This is a genomic window from Arthrobacter sp. MYb227, from assembly GCF_002975435.1.
In the GTDB taxonomy this organism is placed as follows: Bacteria; Actinomycetota; Actinomycetes; order Actinomycetales; family Micrococcaceae; genus Paeniglutamicibacter.
Window position 1 is genome coordinate 359412 of the sequence record NZ_PCPT01000002.1, and the last position, 17229, is coordinate 376640.

Annotated in this window: 17 protein-coding genes; 15 read left to right on the forward strand and 2 right to left on the reverse strand. The window is 56.2% G+C overall.

The features are described from left to right. Positions 1-88 precede the first annotated feature (88 nt). The 9 genes from CQ018_RS05565 to CQ018_RS05605 all read left to right on the forward strand — a co-directional run bounded on the left by CQ018_RS05565 (position 89) and on the right by CQ018_RS05605 (position 9280). Entirely contained in the window at positions 89-1090 is a 1002-nt protein-coding gene (locus CQ018_RS05565; protein WP_105548989.1) for a proline racemase family protein, read from the forward strand. Then, the gene (locus CQ018_RS05570; protein WP_105548990.1) at positions 1087-2040 is read left to right on the forward strand and encodes an ornithine cyclodeaminase family protein; all 954 of its coding nucleotides are present in this window, start codon (positions 1087-1089) and stop codon (positions 2038-2040) included. The genes CQ018_RS05565 and CQ018_RS05570 overlap by 4 nt, the downstream gene beginning before the upstream one ends. Before the next feature lie 28 nt (positions 2041-2068). After that, positions 2069-2770 (forward strand): GntR family transcriptional regulator, encoded by a 702-nt coding sequence (locus CQ018_RS05575; protein ID WP_105548991.1) that lies wholly within the window; start codon positions 2069-2071, stop codon positions 2768-2770. Between the two features lie 17 nt (positions 2771-2787). Continuing rightward, positions 2788-3969, forward strand: a complete 1182-nt coding sequence (locus tag CQ018_RS05580) for an FAD-binding oxidoreductase (protein WP_105548992.1) — start codon at positions 2788-2790, stop codon at positions 3967-3969. Then, the gene (locus CQ018_RS05585) at positions 3966-4232 is read left to right on the forward strand and encodes a (2Fe-2S)-binding protein (RefSeq protein WP_105548993.1); all 267 of its coding nucleotides are present in this window, start codon (positions 3966-3968) and stop codon (positions 4230-4232) included. Before CQ018_RS05580 ends, CQ018_RS05585 begins: the two co-directional genes overlap by 4 nt. Next, positions 4229-5680 (forward strand): NAD(P)/FAD-dependent oxidoreductase, encoded by a 1452-nt coding sequence (locus tag CQ018_RS05590; RefSeq protein WP_105548994.1) that lies wholly within the window; start codon positions 4229-4231, stop codon positions 5678-5680. The genes CQ018_RS05585 and CQ018_RS05590 overlap by 4 nt, the downstream gene beginning before the upstream one ends. A gap of 67 nt (positions 5681-5747) precedes the next feature. Then, positions 5748-7211, forward strand: coding sequence for an aldehyde dehydrogenase (NADP(+)) (locus CQ018_RS05595; protein ID WP_105548995.1), 1464 nt, complete (start codon positions 5748-5750; stop codon positions 7209-7211). Between the two features lie 241 nt (positions 7212-7452). Next, positions 7453-8658: an L-2-hydroxyglutarate oxidase gene (lhgO, locus tag CQ018_RS05600; protein WP_105548996.1), complete on the forward strand. Its 1206-nt coding sequence runs from the start codon at positions 7453-7455 to the stop codon at positions 8656-8658. Between the two features lie 160 nt (positions 8659-8818). Next, entirely contained in the window at positions 8819-9280 is a 462-nt protein-coding gene (locus CQ018_RS05605) for a DUF6069 family protein (protein ID WP_105548997.1), read from the forward strand. Positions 9281-9565: 285 nt separating this feature from the next. Here CQ018_RS05605 and CQ018_RS05610 read toward each other — a convergent pair whose 3' ends face one another. Continuing rightward, a complete protein-coding gene (locus CQ018_RS05610; protein ID WP_105548998.1) occupies positions 9566-10267 on the reverse strand; it encodes an HAD family phosphatase in 702 nt (233 codons plus the stop codon). A gap of 197 nt (positions 10268-10464) precedes the next feature. Here CQ018_RS05610 and CQ018_RS05615 point away from each other — a divergent pair, with 197 nt between their 5' ends. The 6 genes from CQ018_RS05615 to CQ018_RS05640 all read left to right on the forward strand — a co-directional run bounded on the left by CQ018_RS05615 (position 10465) and on the right by CQ018_RS05640 (position 16225). After that, entirely contained in the window at positions 10465-11211 is a 747-nt protein-coding gene (locus CQ018_RS05615; protein WP_146111822.1) for a GntR family transcriptional regulator, read from the forward strand. A 167-nt stretch (positions 11212-11378) separates the two neighbouring features. Next, positions 11379-12539, forward strand: a complete 1161-nt coding sequence (locus CQ018_RS05620; protein ID WP_105549000.1) for an ABC transporter substrate-binding protein — start codon at positions 11379-11381, stop codon at positions 12537-12539. Further along, a complete protein-coding gene (locus CQ018_RS05625) occupies positions 12536-13450 on the forward strand; it encodes an ABC transporter permease subunit (protein WP_219844001.1) in 915 nt (304 codons plus the stop codon). The genes CQ018_RS05620 and CQ018_RS05625 overlap by 4 nt, the downstream gene beginning before the upstream one ends. Then, positions 13438-14295, forward strand: coding sequence for an ABC transporter permease subunit (locus CQ018_RS05630; protein WP_105549002.1), 858 nt, complete (start codon positions 13438-13440; stop codon positions 14293-14295). The genes CQ018_RS05625 and CQ018_RS05630 overlap by 13 nt, the downstream gene beginning before the upstream one ends. Then, positions 14292-15413 carry an ABC transporter ATP-binding protein gene (locus tag CQ018_RS05635; RefSeq protein WP_105549003.1) on the forward strand — a complete coding sequence of 374 codons (1122 nt, stop codon included), beginning with the start codon at positions 14292-14294 and terminating at the stop codon, positions 15411-15413. Before CQ018_RS05630 ends, CQ018_RS05635 begins: the two co-directional genes overlap by 4 nt. Beyond that, positions 15410-16225 (forward strand): alkaline phosphatase family protein, encoded by an 816-nt coding sequence (locus tag CQ018_RS05640; protein WP_105549004.1) that lies wholly within the window; start codon positions 15410-15412, stop codon positions 16223-16225. Before CQ018_RS05635 ends, CQ018_RS05640 begins: the two co-directional genes overlap by 4 nt. A 309-nt stretch (positions 16226-16534) precedes the next feature. Here the strand turns inward: CQ018_RS05640 and CQ018_RS05645 are convergent, their stop codons facing one another. Beyond that, positions 16535-17203 carry a TetR/AcrR family transcriptional regulator gene (locus tag CQ018_RS05645; protein ID WP_181149748.1) on the reverse strand — a complete coding sequence of 223 codons (669 nt, stop codon included), beginning with the start codon at positions 17201-17203 and terminating at the stop codon, positions 16535-16537. Positions 17204-17229: the final 26 nt, after the last annotated feature.

The window sequence follows — 17229 nt, forward strand, 5'->3', positions numbered from 1 at the left end:
GGGGGTTTGTTCTAGACGCAAACCCTCGCCCCCACTATGACCCGCCCTTTAGACACAACACCTGATCGTTAGAGAGCCTGCATCCCTCATGCGCACTAGCCGGATCTTCCACGCAGTGGATTCACACACCGAAGGCATGCCAACCCGCGTTATCACCGGCGGCGTTGGAACTTTCCCCGGAGCCACGATGGCCGAACGTCGCCTCTGGTTTATGGAGAACAGCGACGGGATCCGTAACCTGCTGATGCGCGAACCACGAGGACACGCCTCCATGAGCGGGGCCATCCTGCAACCCTCAACACGCCCAGATGCAGACTTTGGAGTCCTCTACATTGAGGTCTCCGGACTCCTACCCATGTGTGGACATGGAACCATCGGCGTGGCCACCGTGCTTGTTGAAACCGGCATGGTTGAAGTCCACGAACCAGTCACCACCGTCCGACTTGATACCCCCGCCGGATTGGTCATCGCCGAGGTAGCAGTCAAGGATGGACAGGCGGAATCTGTCACCATCCGCAACGTGCCGTCCTATAGTGATCGTTTGGGAGCCAGCGTTGAGGTACCGGGCTACGGCACGGTGAACTATGACCTGGCCTTTGGTGGAAACTTCTACGCCATCGTCGAACTCGAAGAGTTGGGCTTGCCCTTCGAACGCGAACGCAAGAATGATTTGCTCGCCGCCGGCCTAGCCATCATGGATGCCATCAACGAAACTGACGAACCTGTACACCGCGAACGTGATGATATTCGCGGCTGCCACCACGTCTACCTCAAGGCCCCGGGTTCAAATGCCGAGTACTCACGCCACGCAATGGCCATTTACCCGGGTTGGTTTGACCGTTCCCCATGTGGAACGGGCACCAGCGCACGTATGGCTCAGCTACATGCCAAGGGCGAGCTGGAACTGAACACAGACTTCATCAATGAATCGTATATTGGCTCACAATTCACCGGACGGCTTGTCGAAGAAACCACCGTGGGCGGGTTGCCCGCGGTTATCCCAACCGTGACCGGACGCGCCTGGCTCACCGGAACGGCCCAATATTTCCTTGATCCAACTGATCCGTTCCCGGAAGGATTTTCGCTGTGACCCTGCCATATTTTGATGCAACCGAGGTTCGCGCCTCGCTTCCCTTTAACCGTGCCATTGCCGCCATCGAGACGGCACTGCGCACGGATACCGATCCCGAAATAGACGGGCCACGCCTCTTTGCACCGGCACCCGATGGAGAATTCCTCCTCATGCCAGCGGTAGGGGATGGATACTCGGGGCTCAAGGTAGCAACAATTGCTCCCTTGAACCCGGCCAAGGGCGAAGAAAAAATTCAGGGCGTATATCTGCTCTTTAATTCTTCAAATCTTTCTCCCATCGCCGCCATGGATGGTGCCGAACTCACCGCCATCCGCACCCCGGCAGCAACACTGACGGCAGTGAAAAACATTGCAGAGGCTCCCGGGGAAACCGAGTTCACCAAGACCCCCAAGGTCTTGGTCTTCGGCGCGGGAATCCAAGCGGTCAACCACATCCGCGCCGCTAAGGCAGTCTTCCCCGATGGAACCTTCAGCGTTGTGGGTCGGCGCGTCGAACGCATTGCAGCCCTGATTGAACAGCTGGCAGCAGAAGGTATCGCGGTGACTCGCGGTAGCCACGATGACATTGGGCAGGCGGATGTCATCCTGTGCGTCACGTCCTCACCAACACCGCTCTTCGATGGTTCATTGCCTGCAGATCATGCAATTATTGCCTCGGTCGGTCAGCACGGACTCGACGCCCGCGAAGTTGATGAGACGCTTGTGAAACGCTCGCAGGTCATCGTTGAGGGGCGCGCATCCTCCTGGCGTGAAAGCGGAGATTTGATCCCCGCACGCAGCGTCGAGGAATGGAAAGAAATCAATCCACCAAACCTCAAAGACCTCGTTGACGGCAAATTTAAGCGCGTAGCCGGTAAGCCAAGCCTGTACACAGGAGTGGGTATGGCGTGGGAAGACTTGGTATCTGCGGTAGTGGTGTATGAAGATCACAGGAGTAGAAACGCGTAAGCGTACCTGTGGAAATCGGAGAGAAATCATGCCTGGCACATCAAAGTTCGTAATCGAAAAGCTCGACCGTCAAATGAGTCTGCGGGAAACCGTCACCGAAAAACTGCGGACCTCAATCATTTCTGGTGACCTGGTGGAGGGTGAATTATATTCGGCCCCTAGTCTGGGCGCTGCCTTCGGCGTCTCGGCAACACCGGTACGTGAAGCAATGATGGACCTTGTTCGTGAGGGTCTGGTGGAGACCGTCAAAAACAAGGGCTTCAGGATCACCGGCATGACAGACGCCGAACTCGAAGAAATTTCGGAGATCCGATTGCTCATTGAACCGGAAGCAACAAAGCGTGCCTTGCCGCTCATCCCGAGCGAAAGCATAGGAGAACTGCGCGGCCTTGCCGATGAAATTGTCCGTACGGCAAAGAACAAGGATCCGGAAGCTTACCTAGCCGCCGACCGGGCCTTCCACTCCCGGTTGCTCTCCTTCGCGGGTAACAAGCAGCTTGTTGAACTTGCCACGGATCTACGTTTGCGCACCCGCATGTATGGGCTCAAAACACTGATGGATAACCACCAGCTTGATGGCTCCGCACAGGAACACCACGAAATGATCGATTGTGTTGAACGAGGTGATGGGGATGGAATCTATCAGCTGATGATCCACCACATCTCTCACGCACGAGGTCTGTGGAATACCGGGGCCCCAGAACACGCCGAATTAGTTTCAGAAAAGTAATCACAGTAGGAGTACGCATGAATGCGCCCAGCGACGTCATAGTCATTGGTGCCGGAGTTATTGGTTCGGCGATAGCTTTTTTCGCCAGCCAACAAGGACTCTCGGTCACCGTGCTGGAGCGCGGACTACCCGCCAGCGGAACCAGCTCCGCCTGCGAGGGAAACATTCTGGTCTCAGACAAGGAACTGGGAGCAGAACTCGAACTGACAAAGTTCTCCCTTGATACCTGGCGGGGCGACCTGGCCGAGCACGCGGGGCACTGGGAATTCGAATCCAAGGGAGGCATCATTGTTGCCTCCAAGGAATCCTCCCTTGCCTCCCTTGACCGTCTAACCCGTGCCCAAGGCGAGTACGGAATTGACGTTGAACGCGTTGATATTCCACGGCTGCGCGAATTTGAACCACACATTTCTCCCGATGCTCTGGGCGCCGCCTGGTACCCGGATGACTGTCAGGTGCAGCCCATGCTGGTTGCCGGACACCTGCTCAACCTTGCCCGCAAAAACGGTGCCAAGGTACAGGTCAACACGCGGGTGACCGGATTTGTGCGTCATGGAGAAACCGTCACCGGCGTCACAACAGACCGCGGCGAGTTCCATGCCCCGGCAGTAGTGAATGCGGCGGGCAGCTGGTCCGAACATATTGCAGCGCTTGCCGGGGTAAACGTCCCTGTAAAGCCACGCAAGGGATTTGTCATGGTCACCGAACCATTGCCACCCATGGTTCACCACAAGGTTTATGCTGCCGAATACGTAGATAATGTTGGCAGCTCGGATGCCGGCCTACAATCATCCCCGGTGGTTGAGGGAACACCCGCGGGATCTATCTTGATTGGGTCCTCGCGCGAGCGCGTTGGCTTTGATAGGTCAGTGAACACCGAGGCACTACGCCAAATGGCAACCAACGCCATTGCCCTATTCCCCTTCCTGGAAAAAACACGCATTATCCGTCACTATCATGGTTTCCGCCCCTACTGCCCCGATCACTTACCAGTGATCGGCCATGACCCACGCGCCCCCGGGCTCTGGCATGCAAGCGGCTATGAAGGTGCCGGAATCGGCCTCTCGGCTGGAACCGGCAAACTGATGGGTCAAGCATTGGCTGGGCTAGCTACCGATATGTCACTTGCCCCCTTTGCGCCCGAACGCTTTGGCGAATTTACCCCGAACACCATGATTTCCCAGGAGTCGGCAGCATGAGTAACCCACCGCAACGGATCACGGTAAATCTGAATGCAACCCCGGTTCAGGCAGAAGCCGGGCAAAGTGTTGGAGCCGTGCTGATGGGCCAAGGCATCAAGGCCTGGCGCACCACCCGCAATGAGGGAAAACCCCGTGGGCTTTTCTGCGGAATTGGTGCCTGCTATGACTGCCTGATCACCATTGACGGTGAACCCAACCAACGTGCCTGCATGGTCCAGGCCAGCGACTCAATGAACATTGAAGGGGACTTCAGCGCATGAGCAAGGAATCTACCTCACCCTTTGATGTTGCGGTCATCGGGGCCGGGCCGGCAGGTTTAGCGGCGGCAGTTGCCGCGGCCGAGCGCGGCGCACGCGTGGTGGTTCTTGACGCTGCTACCCAACCCGGTGGCCAGTTCTGGCGGCACCGTCCCGAATCCGTGGAACCAGACCCCGAGGGGCACGGCCACCACGGTTGGAAGACCTACCTAGACTTACGTTCACGCTTTGATGCAGCAATCTCCACGGGCGTCTTGCACTATCTGCCCAATACCCAGGTCTGGATGATCGAGCGAGAAGACGCGGGGCGCTTTGTCCTACGCCTGACCCCTGCAACCGGAACCACTATTGAGGTTCCAACGGTGCGTGCAGACAAGCTTGTTTCATGTGCAGGCGGCTATGACCGCCAGCTGCCACTTCCCGGATGGGAACTTCCAGGGGTTATGGCAGCCGGTGGCATCCAAGCCTTTATCAAGGCCAACGGAACGCTGCCGGGCAAACGCTTTGTAGTCGCCGGAACCGGACCATTCCTGCTTCCAGTTGCGGCAAACATTGCTGCGGCCGGTGGCAAGGTTGTTGCAGTCTGCGAATCTTCCTCCCTGACCAATTGGTTACCGCATATGGGAGCGGCAAGCGGAGTTCCGGGTAAGGCACTCGAAGGGGCCGAATACGCGGCAATCTTTGCCAAACACCGTATTCGGTACCGCACCCGGACCGTTGTGACAAAGGTTGTCGGCGATTCCAGTGCCACCGCCGTACAAATCGCCAAGGTAGATGCTTCCGGTGCCATCATCCCCGGCAGCGAACGGTTGCTCGAGGACGTGGACATTGTTGGTTTTGGTTGGGGGTTCACCCCACAAATAGAACTTGCAGTTTCCTTGGGTGCCGAAACTCGCATCGACGCCGATGGCTCCTTGGTGTGCGTAGCGGATGAGAAACAATCAAGCACCGTTCCGGGGCTATTTCTTGCAGGTGAAGTCACCGGGGTGGGCGGAGCAGTGCTAGCCGTTGCCGAAGGATACGTCGCTGGTGCCTCGGCAGCAAACGGCGAACAGCCCAAGACCAGCACGGCACGGCAAATTCAGCGACACCGACGCTTTGCCTCAGCCATGCATCAGGCGCATCCGGTACCCGAAAAGTGGGACGAGCTACTGACCGACGACACCTTGATCTGCAGATGTGAAGAAGTCAGCCACGCACAGGTAACCGAGGCACGCGATGTCCTTGGCGCCACCGATGCACGCACCATGAAGTCGTTTACCCGCACCGGGATGGGCTGGTGCCAGGGCAAGGTCTGCGGCTATGCGGTTTCCTGCCTCTCGGCAAAGGGAACAACTGATGAAAACGCCCAACACGCATCCCTGACATCGGTTGCCAAACGCCCCGTGGCAACACCACTCACCCTTGGCGAAATCAGCACCCTAGATTCACGAGAACCACACAACCTCTAAAGACTGACCGACTTAGTGACCCCGCTTCACGGGGTTACCCGCAAAAGCGTGAAAGGACCAAAACATCATGAGCACCACAACAGCAACAACCCCCACCACCGCCACCGAGCTCGAGGCAATTCTTGCCTCCGCCCACCAAGCGGCAGCACCCTGGGCGGCACTACGCCCAGCGGCACGCGCAGACATCCTTGACGCAGTGGCAGATGCCCTTGATGCGGCGGGCGAAACCCTCATCCCGATCGCCATGGCGGAAACCAACCTGCCGCAAGCACGCCTGAGTGGAGAGCTCAAGCGCACCACCTTCCAGCTGCGCCTCTTCGGTGAGGTACTACGCGATGGTGCCTACCTGGATGCCCGCATTGACCACGCTGATGCTCAGTGGCCCATGGGTGCACCGCGCCCGGATTTGCGCCGAGTCCTTGAACCACTGGGCCCGGTAGTAATCTTCGCGGCAAGTAACTTCCCCTTCGCCTTCTCCGTTGCCGGTGGAGACACCGCTTCCGCCTGGGCAGCAGGAAACCCCGTGATCCTCAAGGCACACTCGGGCCACCCGGAACTCTCACGTGCCACAGCCAGCACCATCACCGTCGCTCTTGCAGCAGCGGGTGTACCGGCAGGCGTATTTGCCCTGGTGCTGGGTACCGAAGCAGGCGCAACTGCGCTGAAGGACCCCCGCGTCAAGGCAGGTGGCTTCACCGGTTCCATCCCCGGGGGACGTGCACTCTTTGACATGGCAAACGCACGCCCAGAACCCATCCCGTTCTTCGGTGAACTCGGCTCCAACAACCCGGTCTTCGTCACCGCTGCGGCAGCAACCCAGCGCGGTGCACAGATTGCATCAGAATTCGTTGGCTCCTTCACCATGGGTGCCGGACAATTCTGCACCAAGCCGGGAACCATCTTTGTCCCACGCGGATCCGAAATTATCGAATCCCTCCGTGCCACCGAGCTCCCGGCACCCGCAGTATTGCTCAACAAGCGCATCCAGTCCGGCTACGTTGAGGTCCTCGAGGCACTTAGCTCCCACAACAAGGTTTCGGTTCTTGCCCAGGGATCTGACCCGCTTGCCGACCCACCAAGCCCAACGCTGCTGCTCACCACGGCGGCGGACCTACTGGCACACCCAGAGTCCTTACAGACCGAATGCTTTGGCCCCACGGCACTTGTTGTTGAATACACCAACGAATCGGACCTCGTAGCACTCGCCGAAAGCTTTGAAGGTCAGCTGACAGCAACCATTATTGGCACCGAAGGTTGCGAAGCTGGCGATTTGATTGAGGTGCTTGCTCGCAAGGCAGGACGCGTGTTGTGGAACCAGTGGCCAACCGGTGTCTCGGTGACCTACGCGCAGCAGCACGGTGGCCCGTACCCGGCAACCACATCGGTTGGTTCCACCTCGGTAGGTACTGCAGCAATCTCCCGCTTCCTGCGCCCGGTTGCCTACCAGGGCTTCCCACAGGGCCTGCTTCCCGAGGCATTGCAGGATGCCAACCCGTTGAACGTGCCACAGATGATCAACGGTAAGCGCTAATTTTTCGAACGTTCCAGTAGTAATGCCGAAGGCCTGATTCTCATGCAGAGTCGGGCCTTCGGCCTTTAAAAGGCTTCAGCCAGGATACTTACCAGCAAGTGCAGGGACACCGGATAGTTTTTTATTCTGAACAGTCACTAAGCCGAAATACACCACTAGATAGCAGCCAATGCTTATGGGCATAATGCAATGAGACGAGGGCTGGCGGGTAGCGCCGAGCATCTAGCAGTGGGGAATTAAGATGATCGAACGCATAGGGATTATTGGTGGGGGAATCGTTGGCATCGCGATCGCTCGTGCCTTGAGCAAAACAGGTGACTTTGAGGTCACGGTTCTGGAAAAGGAATCCAGGCTTGCCGCTCACCAGACCGGCAATAATTCCGGAGTAGTTCATGCCGGGCTCTACTATCAGCCGGGCTCCTTGAAAGCAGAGCTTTGCGCCCGCGGACGAGCCCTGACTCGGGACTACTGCCAAGAGCATGGCCTTCCCTACAACGAAGTTGGAAAGCTCGTTGTTGCGCTGGATCATGATGAGATCGATCGGCTCAACGATATTCAGCGCCGATCCGAAACAAACCAGGTGCCGGGCTTACGTAGATTATCGGGTTCCGAAATGCGCGAGATTGAACCGCACGTTGCAGGGATTGCTGCAGTGCATTCACCACACACAGCGGTTGTTGATTATTCGGCAATTACCGAATGCATGGCTTCGGAAATCCGTGCCCAGGGTGGCAAAATATTGCTACACCAGAACGTGAAGGCCATTTCCCAGTTGGGTGGAGTCACCACGGTGTCAACAGATACAGGCTCCCATACTTTTGACCGGTTGATCGTCTGCGCGGGATTACAGTCCGACATTGTGGCACGCATGGTTGGTGCCAATCCTTCACCTAAAATCCTTCCTTTCCGCGGCGAATACTGGTCCCTGAGTGCCGCATCTACCTCCTTGGTCAAGGGCATGATCTACCCGGTACCAGATCCACGCTTTCCCTTCCTGGGAGTCCACTTCACCCGTGGGGTTTACGGCGATGTTCATGTGGGGCCCAATGCTGTTCCGGCGCTGGCTCGTGAGGGATACTCCTGGGTCAAGATTTCTCCTCGCGACACTTTGGAATCTCTGAAGTGGCCCGGAGCCGGTGCCTTGGCCAAGAAGCATTGGCGCATGGGGGTGCGTGAGATTGGTGCGTCGCTGATTAAACCCCTGTACTTCAAACAAGCACAAGCGTTCATACCCGAATTGAGGTCTTCGGATCTTGAGAGCAAAACGGCAGCTGGTGTGCGTGCACAGGCCTGGGATCAAGACGGATCGCTGCTGGACGATTTTGCGGTGGACCAGGTAGGCACCGTGACCTTGCTACGTAATGCTCCATCACCTGCGGCAACATCGGCCATGGCCATTGCCGACTTTGTGCTGGAGAAGTATTTGAAGATCGTGAAAGCAAGATAGAGCACTTTAACGAGGCCGTGCAACGGGTGTGCACATCGCTTAGCCGAGCTAGAAATGCGGCCAAAAATTCCTCGCTGAGGCTCTACTAGCAATCTGTCTAAACCGGCGTATGGTGAAAATACAAGGCATATAAGACTTAGCGTCGAGGAGATGGTTAGCCATGACTGCTCAGGTGCAGCCGTATAAAAAGTTCAAGATGCCGTTCAACTACGTTCAGGTTCTCATTGCGGCCTTTGGAGCCATAGTCACGAGCATCTTTGTGTATTTTGTCAGTGAAACTGCCGGTGCTTCAATGTTTTTCAGCGGCGGTCTCTTCCCGCATCTGACCATTCAAGAAATCGCAGGGTTTATCTTTCCAACCTTCGTGATTCTGGGGTTCCTGACGTTCCTCATTGGCCGGGCAAGCCCTAGGTTCTGCAAGGTTGCGCAGTGGCTCGGTGTGGCAATTGCAGTGATTTCTATGATCAACCCGATCTTGTTTGCCCAAGATTTGGCTAGTGGTATCGGTCTTGCTGTGATTCATTTGGTCGTCGGTGCGTCTTGGTACCTTGCTGTGAACTATTCCAACAAGAAGTACAACGATGAAGCCGCAAGAAACGCCGAGGCATTGGCTCGCGCATAACAGCAAAAGTCTCAAAGTGGGCTCGGTGCCAGTCTATTCAGGACGGTACCGACCCATTTTTGATGTTGAAAACGGTTCCGTAGAAGCCATCTAGGCGTCCACGATGATTGAAGTGGGTTAAATGAGTTAGCACCGGCCGGAAAAATGCGGGGGAGCATTTGGAATCTGGCCGGTGCTTGTCATCACTCGCACCTTCATGAGGTACTTACAACACTAAAGCCCCAAGCTATGAATTTCTTAAGCGTGAGCATCAGGTTGCGTGTGAACGAACAATATTTGAACCGGTTAGTTCAACTCGAGAGCCAGACAGGCGGTGCTGATCTCGGGAACAATGATGCTCGCATGCTGCCGTAGCACCTCTATCGGGTGGGTTCCCGCAACGCAAATAGCGATCATTCCGGCAGCCGCGACAGCCCCAAGCCCAGGGACGGAATCTTCGAAGGCAGCCACGAGGTCCGGATTTTCTAGTCCAAGTTCCTTGGCCGCTCGTTGAAAACCTTCGGGGTCTGGCTTGCCAATCGCAACGTCCTCATCGGTAACTACGATCCCGAATAGATCCAGTAGTCCGGCGCGGTCAAGCGCCGGGATTACCTGTAAACGGCTGGCTCCGGTGACAACTCCAAGCTTGAGTCCCGCCGCGTGTAGCTCGTGGACCAAGTCTCTGGTTGCTTGGCTAATGGTGCTTGTTTGCTCGATCCTGGCCTTGTATTCCCGATCGATGAGGGGCAAATACTTTTCTACGGTTCCTGCATCAACGCCAGCAGGAACCATCTCGAGAATATCGGCCATGATTTCACGGTCACTGCGGCCCGCGAGTATCTCTTGATACTGAAGAGCGGTAATCTTCACGCCACAATGGGTCGCGGCTAATTCGATAAAAAGGTCGCGTAGGATTCCTTCGTCATCCGAAAGGGTCCCATTGAAATCGAAGAGCACACCCTCAAGATTTTCTAACGTCAAGGTGGTTGGAGGGAGTGTGGTCTGCATAGTTTATGTCCGATCTTGTAGTCTGAAGACGAAAACCTAAAGGTCTAGACCTATTTGGAGTTCAGGCTTCAAACTAACTGGCCGAGGTAACGGGTTTCCCTTGCTTGGGTGTACCGGAGTTGGGCTCTGCCTTAACGGAATATGAACCACTGAGTGTTGAAGAAAGTGAGTGCAACATCAATACGGAAGACCTGCTGATGCACGCTAGCGGACTGGCCCACGAGCCGAACCTGCCGGCGCACCAAATGATTGCTCAATGGCTGACAGGTTTGATTGTTGGAGGTGCGCTTTCCGTGGGGACCAAGCTTCCCGCCGAACGACAATTTGCTCAGGCCTTAGGCGTCAGCCGAATGACCTTGCGACAAGCTTTGGATGCATTGCAACAAGAGGGTCGTATTGAACGTGCGGTTGGCAGCCGTGGCGGCTCTTTTGTTGCCCAGTTGCGAGTGCCGGTTGATATTTCAAACCTGATGGGACTGAGCGCACAGCTACTCAAAAGCGTTCATAGCGCATCTTCCCGCGTGGTGTCGGCACAAACCGTGCCGGCAGATCGTACGGTCGCAGAAGCGTTACACATGCCGATCGGTAGTCCGGTGCACCGAATTCATCGACTACGTTTTGCCGCAACCGCGCCGGTGGTTTTGGAGGAATCATTTTTCCCGGCAGAGCTTTTTCCTGGCCTGCCAGAGCACGATCTCACGGGTTCAATTTATGCGGTGATGGGTGCCGAGTATGATTTGGCACCGTTCTCTTCGGTCGAGGAATTGAACCCATTAATTGTGGGGGCCGAGAGCGCCGCATTCTTGGAAATTGGCATCGCTGCCGCTGTCTTGGGGGTCAAGCGCACGGGGTTGGCTCGCGATGGGCGACCGGTTGAGTATTCCGAGGATCTGATACGCACCGACAGGCTCAAGATCGTGGTTTCGGGGCGTTTAGAAGAGTAGAAGCGCAAAAGATGGATGCTCACATCGTGCACAATAGGTCTAGACCAATGTTCATCTTTTGGACATCTTCGAGTCGCCGTTAGTCAACATGGCGTCGTTAGGTTGGGTTTGCAAGCAGGTCTTCACCAGGAGACCGACTCACTCACACGGAGAGCACCCAACTCGTCATGACTAACCCATTCGTTCCGGCAGCACGACGCTTGACCACCACTCGACGCACAGTACTCCGTTCGGTTGCCGGAGTTGCAGTTCTCGCAGCATTGGGCGGTTCACTGGCTTCCTGTAGCCAGACCCCAAGCGAAGCCGCAACCATTGGTACCAGCCTCGAGGAACTGACCACCTTAGCCAAGAGCGAAGGAACCGTTCAGCTCATTGCGGTTCCCGCTGACTGGGCTAACTACGGAAGCCAGTTCTCCACTTTCACCGAAAAATATGGCATTGCCACACCTGTGGCAACACCCGACGCGTCAAGCGCCGATGAACTCACCGCGGTCAAAAACCTCAAAGGTCAGAAGACCCAACCGGATGTCATCGACATTGGATATTCCTTCACCGGCAAGGCCGCATCCGACAAACTCATCGCACCATACAAGCCAAGCAACTTCGAAGCCATCCCCGATGATCTCAAAGACCCGGAAGGCCTCTGGGTTGGCGCCTACTACGGCGTGGTCCAGGTAGGCACCAACACCAATGTCGTTGAAGCCCCGCAAACTTGGAATGACCTTCTTGACCCCAAATACAAGGGAAAGATCGCACTTCCCGGAGATCCACGCAAGGGCGCTTCCTCCATCGCCGCCGTCTTCGCCGCGGCCCTAGCCAATGGCGGCAGCGTAGATAATATTCAGCCGGGTATCGACTTCTTTGAGAAGCTCGCCAAATCCGGAAACCTGGTCTCCATTACCTCGCCGGTCTCCGCGCTAAGCACCGGACAAGCTGCTGTGGTCTTTGACTGGAACTACAACTTCCTAGGCATGGAAGACGAACTGAAGAAGTCAGATATCAAGCTTGAAACCAAGACCTTTGAAGAAGGCGTCTTCGGCAACTACTACGCTCAGCCGGTCGTCGCCGACTCTCCGCATCCGAACAGCGCGCGACTCTGGGTTGACTGGCTCACCAGTGATGAAGGCTCAGAACTCTTTGCCCTCGGCGGCGGCATCCCGGCCCGCTACCTTGAACTCAAGGAAGCAGGAAAGCTCTCGGATGAAGCTCTGGCACAGCTGCCGGACGCGGAGGTCATTTCCAAGATCAAGTTCCCCACCGTTGAACAGGGTGAAACCGCCGGCAAGCTGATTGTTGACCAATGGGCCTCCAAGGTAGCTTCCCAGTGACCTTGCAACTCGAACGTCAGCCCGAAACGGATGCTGCCCCGGCCCGGCAGGAAGCTAATCGATCCCGCATCCGGGGCAACATCGCAGGATGGTTAGGTGCTGCTCCACTGCTGGTCTTCCTTGCGGTGTTCCTGATCATCCCGATTGCCGCAAATATCGTAACCAGCTTCATCGTTGACGGGAAATTCTCGTTCGCATCCATGGCTCAACTGCTAGAGCCACAATATCTAGATGCCTTTATCCAAACCATTAACCTTTCCTTGCTGACCGCAGGAGTGGGTGGCGCTTTCGGATTTGTTTTGGCCTGGGCCTTGGCTACCGGAAGCAAGCCAACATGGTTACAAAATTTGGTACTTTCTTTCTCCGCGGTGGCCTCGCAAATGGGTGGTGTGGCTCTTGCCTTTGCCTTCATTGCAACACTTGGTGTGCAGGGCCTGGCAACCAAATTCATCGTGGCCATGACGGGCTGGGACTTGAGCGAGGATATCCAACTCGCCTCATTTTGGGGACTGGGGCTGGTCTACCTGTATTTCCAGATTCCACTTATGGCAATCTTGCTACTTCCCGCATTCGGATCACTCAAGGCACAGTGGCCGGAGGCCGCCTACTCGTTGGGCGCCACCCGCGGCCGTTACCTCAAAGATATTGCCTTCCCCATCATGTGGCCACCGCTCGTGGGAGCGCTATTGCTACTTTTCGCTAACTCATTCGGTGCCTACGCAACCGCCTACGCACTGGCCGGAGGACGAGTAAACCTCGTACCAATTCTGATCGGCTTCTTCATCTCCGGGGACGTAATGAGTGATGAAAGCTTCGCTGCAGCATTGGTAACAGGCATGATCATCATCGTGGTCACAGCCATGGGTCTGCGTACCCTGCTGGAAAGAAGGACAAACAAATGGCTACGCTAACCACCGCTGCCCCGCAGCGCGCTCCGCACACTAACAAACCGCGCAAACCTTCACTGCCGACACCAGCTAATGCCTTGCGCACCACCATCGTTACCGTTGCTTTGCTTCTATTCTTCTTTCCCTTGGTTGCTTCCGCGGCCTTCGGCTTCACGCTACCGGGAGAAGGGTTTACGCTCGATCCGCTACGCGATGCCTTAGTGGGCAGTGATGTCACCACGCAATTGCTCACGACCGGAAAGCTAGCGCTGCTCAGCACCCTAGGATCTTTGCTGCTATTGGTTCCAACATTGCTTTTCTTGCATCTCAAGGCACCAAAACTACTGCGCTTCACCGAATGGCTATCGGTTGTTCCTTATGTTGTTCCGGCGATTGCGTTGGTGGGCGGTGCCAACCTATTCTTCCGCCAGGTAGCCCCAAGCTTCTTGGTGAGCACCTACTCGTTAGTTCCCTTCTATATGGTGCTAACCCTGCCATTGGTTTATCGGAGCCTGGATGCGGGAATTCGCGCCATGGATCTGCGCACGCTGTGGACCGCCAGCGAATCCTTAGGGGCCGGACCGGTACAAACTCTGCTGCGCGTGGTGGTTCCCAATATGCGCACGGCACTGTTGGGTTCCTCATTACTCTCCTGCGCCATGGTGCTTGGTGAATATGCGTTGGCCTCCCTGCTACTGCACTCCACATTCCCTGTCTTCATGGTGCAGATAGGCATGAATCAACCACGCGCCGCGGCGGCACTTTCCTTCCTCACTATTCTTGCCACTTGGCTCCTGCTTGCCTCGCTGACCGGAGCCAGTTCAAAACGCGGCAGTAAAAAATCCACCACGAAAGGGGAATCCCGATGAACCGGGAATCAGCCGAAGTAACCCTCACCGGAATCACCAAGTCCTATGGGGAACGTACGGTCCTTGACGGTTTAGACCTGAGCATGGCTGGCGGCGAGTTGCTTGCCTTGCTGGGCCCTTCGGGTTGCGGTAAAACCACGACCTTGCGTGTCTTAGCCGGTCTAGAAATCCCGGAAGCCGGAAACGTGCGGATCGGGAACCGTGATGTCACAAACACTCCGGTGCGAAGCCGCGGTATTGGCATTGTCTTTCAGGCTTACAGCCTCTTCCCACATCTTTCCGCGCTTGACAATGTTGCCTATGGGCTGCGCATTGCCGGATTCTCACGTTCCAAACGAACCGCCCGAGCCAAAGAATTATTACAAACCGTGGGACTTGGCGAACACGCTAGCAAATACCCGGCACAACTCTCTGGCGGTCAGGCCCAACGAGTTGCCCTCGCCAGGGCCTTGGCCATCGAACCGCAGGTACTGCTGCTCGACGAACCACTTTCGGCACTTGATGCGCAGGTGCGTGTGCACCTGCGCGAGGAAATCAAACGCATTCAAACCCAATCGGGAACAACCACGCTGATGGTGACCCACGATCAGGAAGAAGCGCTGACAATTGCCGATCGTGTAGGAGTGATGCTCAATGGGCGTATTGAACAGCTTGGCACACCGGAAGAAATCTATTCCAGCCCACAAACGGCATTCATCTCCGAATTCGTTGGTGCAGTAAACCGGGTTCCCGCGATCGCCACCAGCGGGGGAGTTGCGGTGCTTGGCAGGGTTCTGCAGATCTCTAACCCGGCATCCGCACCCGCTCACGCATCTGGCCTCGAGGCACTAATCCGTCCCGAGGATCTGTTTCTGGTACCGAATTCGGAAGGTGAGGGAATCGTTGAATCCCTGATGCTGCGCGGGCCGACCACCAGCGTCATGGTTCACCAGCAATCACTGTGCCTGCGCATCGACATGCCATCACACGAAGCACGGGGATACACCCCGGGCGAAAACGTCGAGATTGGTGTGCGCCGCGACTGCGCGCTCATTGATTCGGCGGGACCCGGTAGCCAGCCCAGTAACCCATTCCCCATCCCAGCAGGACTTCTAGAAGCAGCAGGACGTATAGCATGAGCCCCAAAATTGTACTCGTAGGCATTGATGGATTGCGCATCGATTTGGCACGTGGCAGCGGAATCATGCCAACGCTGGACGCGGTCATCGAAGAAGGCGTTTTCAATTCATTAGAAATGGAAGCCCCCACACTTTCCGGCCCCGGATGGTCAACATTGCTCACCGGAAGCACTCATGCCGAGCACGGGGTCAAAGACAATAAATTCGTTGGCAACCAACTACTTCACCGACCAGACTTCTTGAGTCAGGCATACTTTGCCGACCAATCGACAATTACCTTGGCCGCAGCAGGATGGCCACCACTGGTGGATCCCGCGGATGCCGGCCCGGTCATCTGGGAACGCCGCGAACAACAACGTTCCGGACACCACCGGGTCATTTCCCGCGATGGAGAAACTTATGGATATCAGGTAGTTGATGGCCTCATTGCGGATCATGCCGTCGAGGCACTGGGTGCCAAGGGGCCGGATGTTTCATTCATCTACTTCTGTGATGCCGATGATGAAGGCCATGTTTACGGACCACTTGGCGAGCAATATGCCGCGGCGATGACACGGGTGGAAAACCACCTGTCACGCATTAAAGAAGTCATCACCTACCGGGTGGAAGAACTTGGCGAAGATTGGTATTTGGTGCTGACGACCGATCATGGGCACGTTGATGCCGGTGGGCATGGTTCGGACAGCGCGGTGGAGCGCGCCTCATTTGTAGCCGCCACTCGATTTGGTAAGTCGCTGGAGCACTGGCCGGAGGCGCTGGCGCCCTCGGAATTGGTGCCGTTGTTGCTGGACTGCCGAGCTGGCGCGTATTAAACGAGCTAACGTGCGGAGCAAATTGGGTTCACATAAGCAGAACCCAGGTCGCCTAACGGGAGCAATTTCATCCCCAGTTGACAGTGGGGTATACCCGCTGTCTCACCACCGAGCATTGAATGTTTGAGGATTCCTTTAAGAGAAATAAGCTCACATGGTGCGCGGTGGTCAGATGCTCCGCCGCGGAGATCCTCATAAGAGTATGTCTGCCTAGAGCTTTTTCTGTCACGTTAACTGAATGCCATGGATGGACCGGTGGGTGGTATATATTTTTCCCGTGTTGCCTTAGCCGTTCAAAATAGCTGAGGTTTAGGCCTGCGACTTGATCTTGGCGCTACGGATGATTTGACGGACTCCAGCTAAGAATATTTCTCGGTGGTCAAGTGCCAAGATATCTTCGCGGAGGGAAGCCACCAGTGGGTTTTTTGCCGGGTCGGCAAGTAAAGGACCTGCGAACCATTCATTACCGGAAGCATCTGCCGATTCGGCCTCGTCGCGGGCTAGCCCGGCCGCTCCCGCAAGTACGTATGCGCCAAAAATAGCATATTGTTCGGCTAATTCCTTGCCTTCGAGTCCTGCCTGAGCAAAGCACGAGAGCATGAGCTCAATGCTGTCTAATTCACCTTGTCCGCTGGTGGTCAACGAAGTCGCGGTGACGGCGATGGCGGGGTACTCGAGAAACGTGTCAAGTGTTGCCTCGGCGAACTCGATGAGGCATTCTTCCCAGTCTGTGACAGGAGTTTTGGTGCGCTCACAAGTCATTTTGAAGAGCCGGTCGAGCAGCTCCTGCATGAGGCTTTCTTTTTTGAGGAAGTGCCGGTAGATCGCTGTTGGATCTACGCCGACCTCGTTTCCTAGTTCTCGGTAGGTCAAAGAGAGCGAATGCGGTCGTGAAGCCAGGCGAAGTGCGGCCTCTACGAAGACCTCACGATCCAAAGGTGCCTTGGCGGCCTTGCTGGTGGTCGGTTTCGATGCCATGTCACTCTCCTTTCCTTCCCGCATTG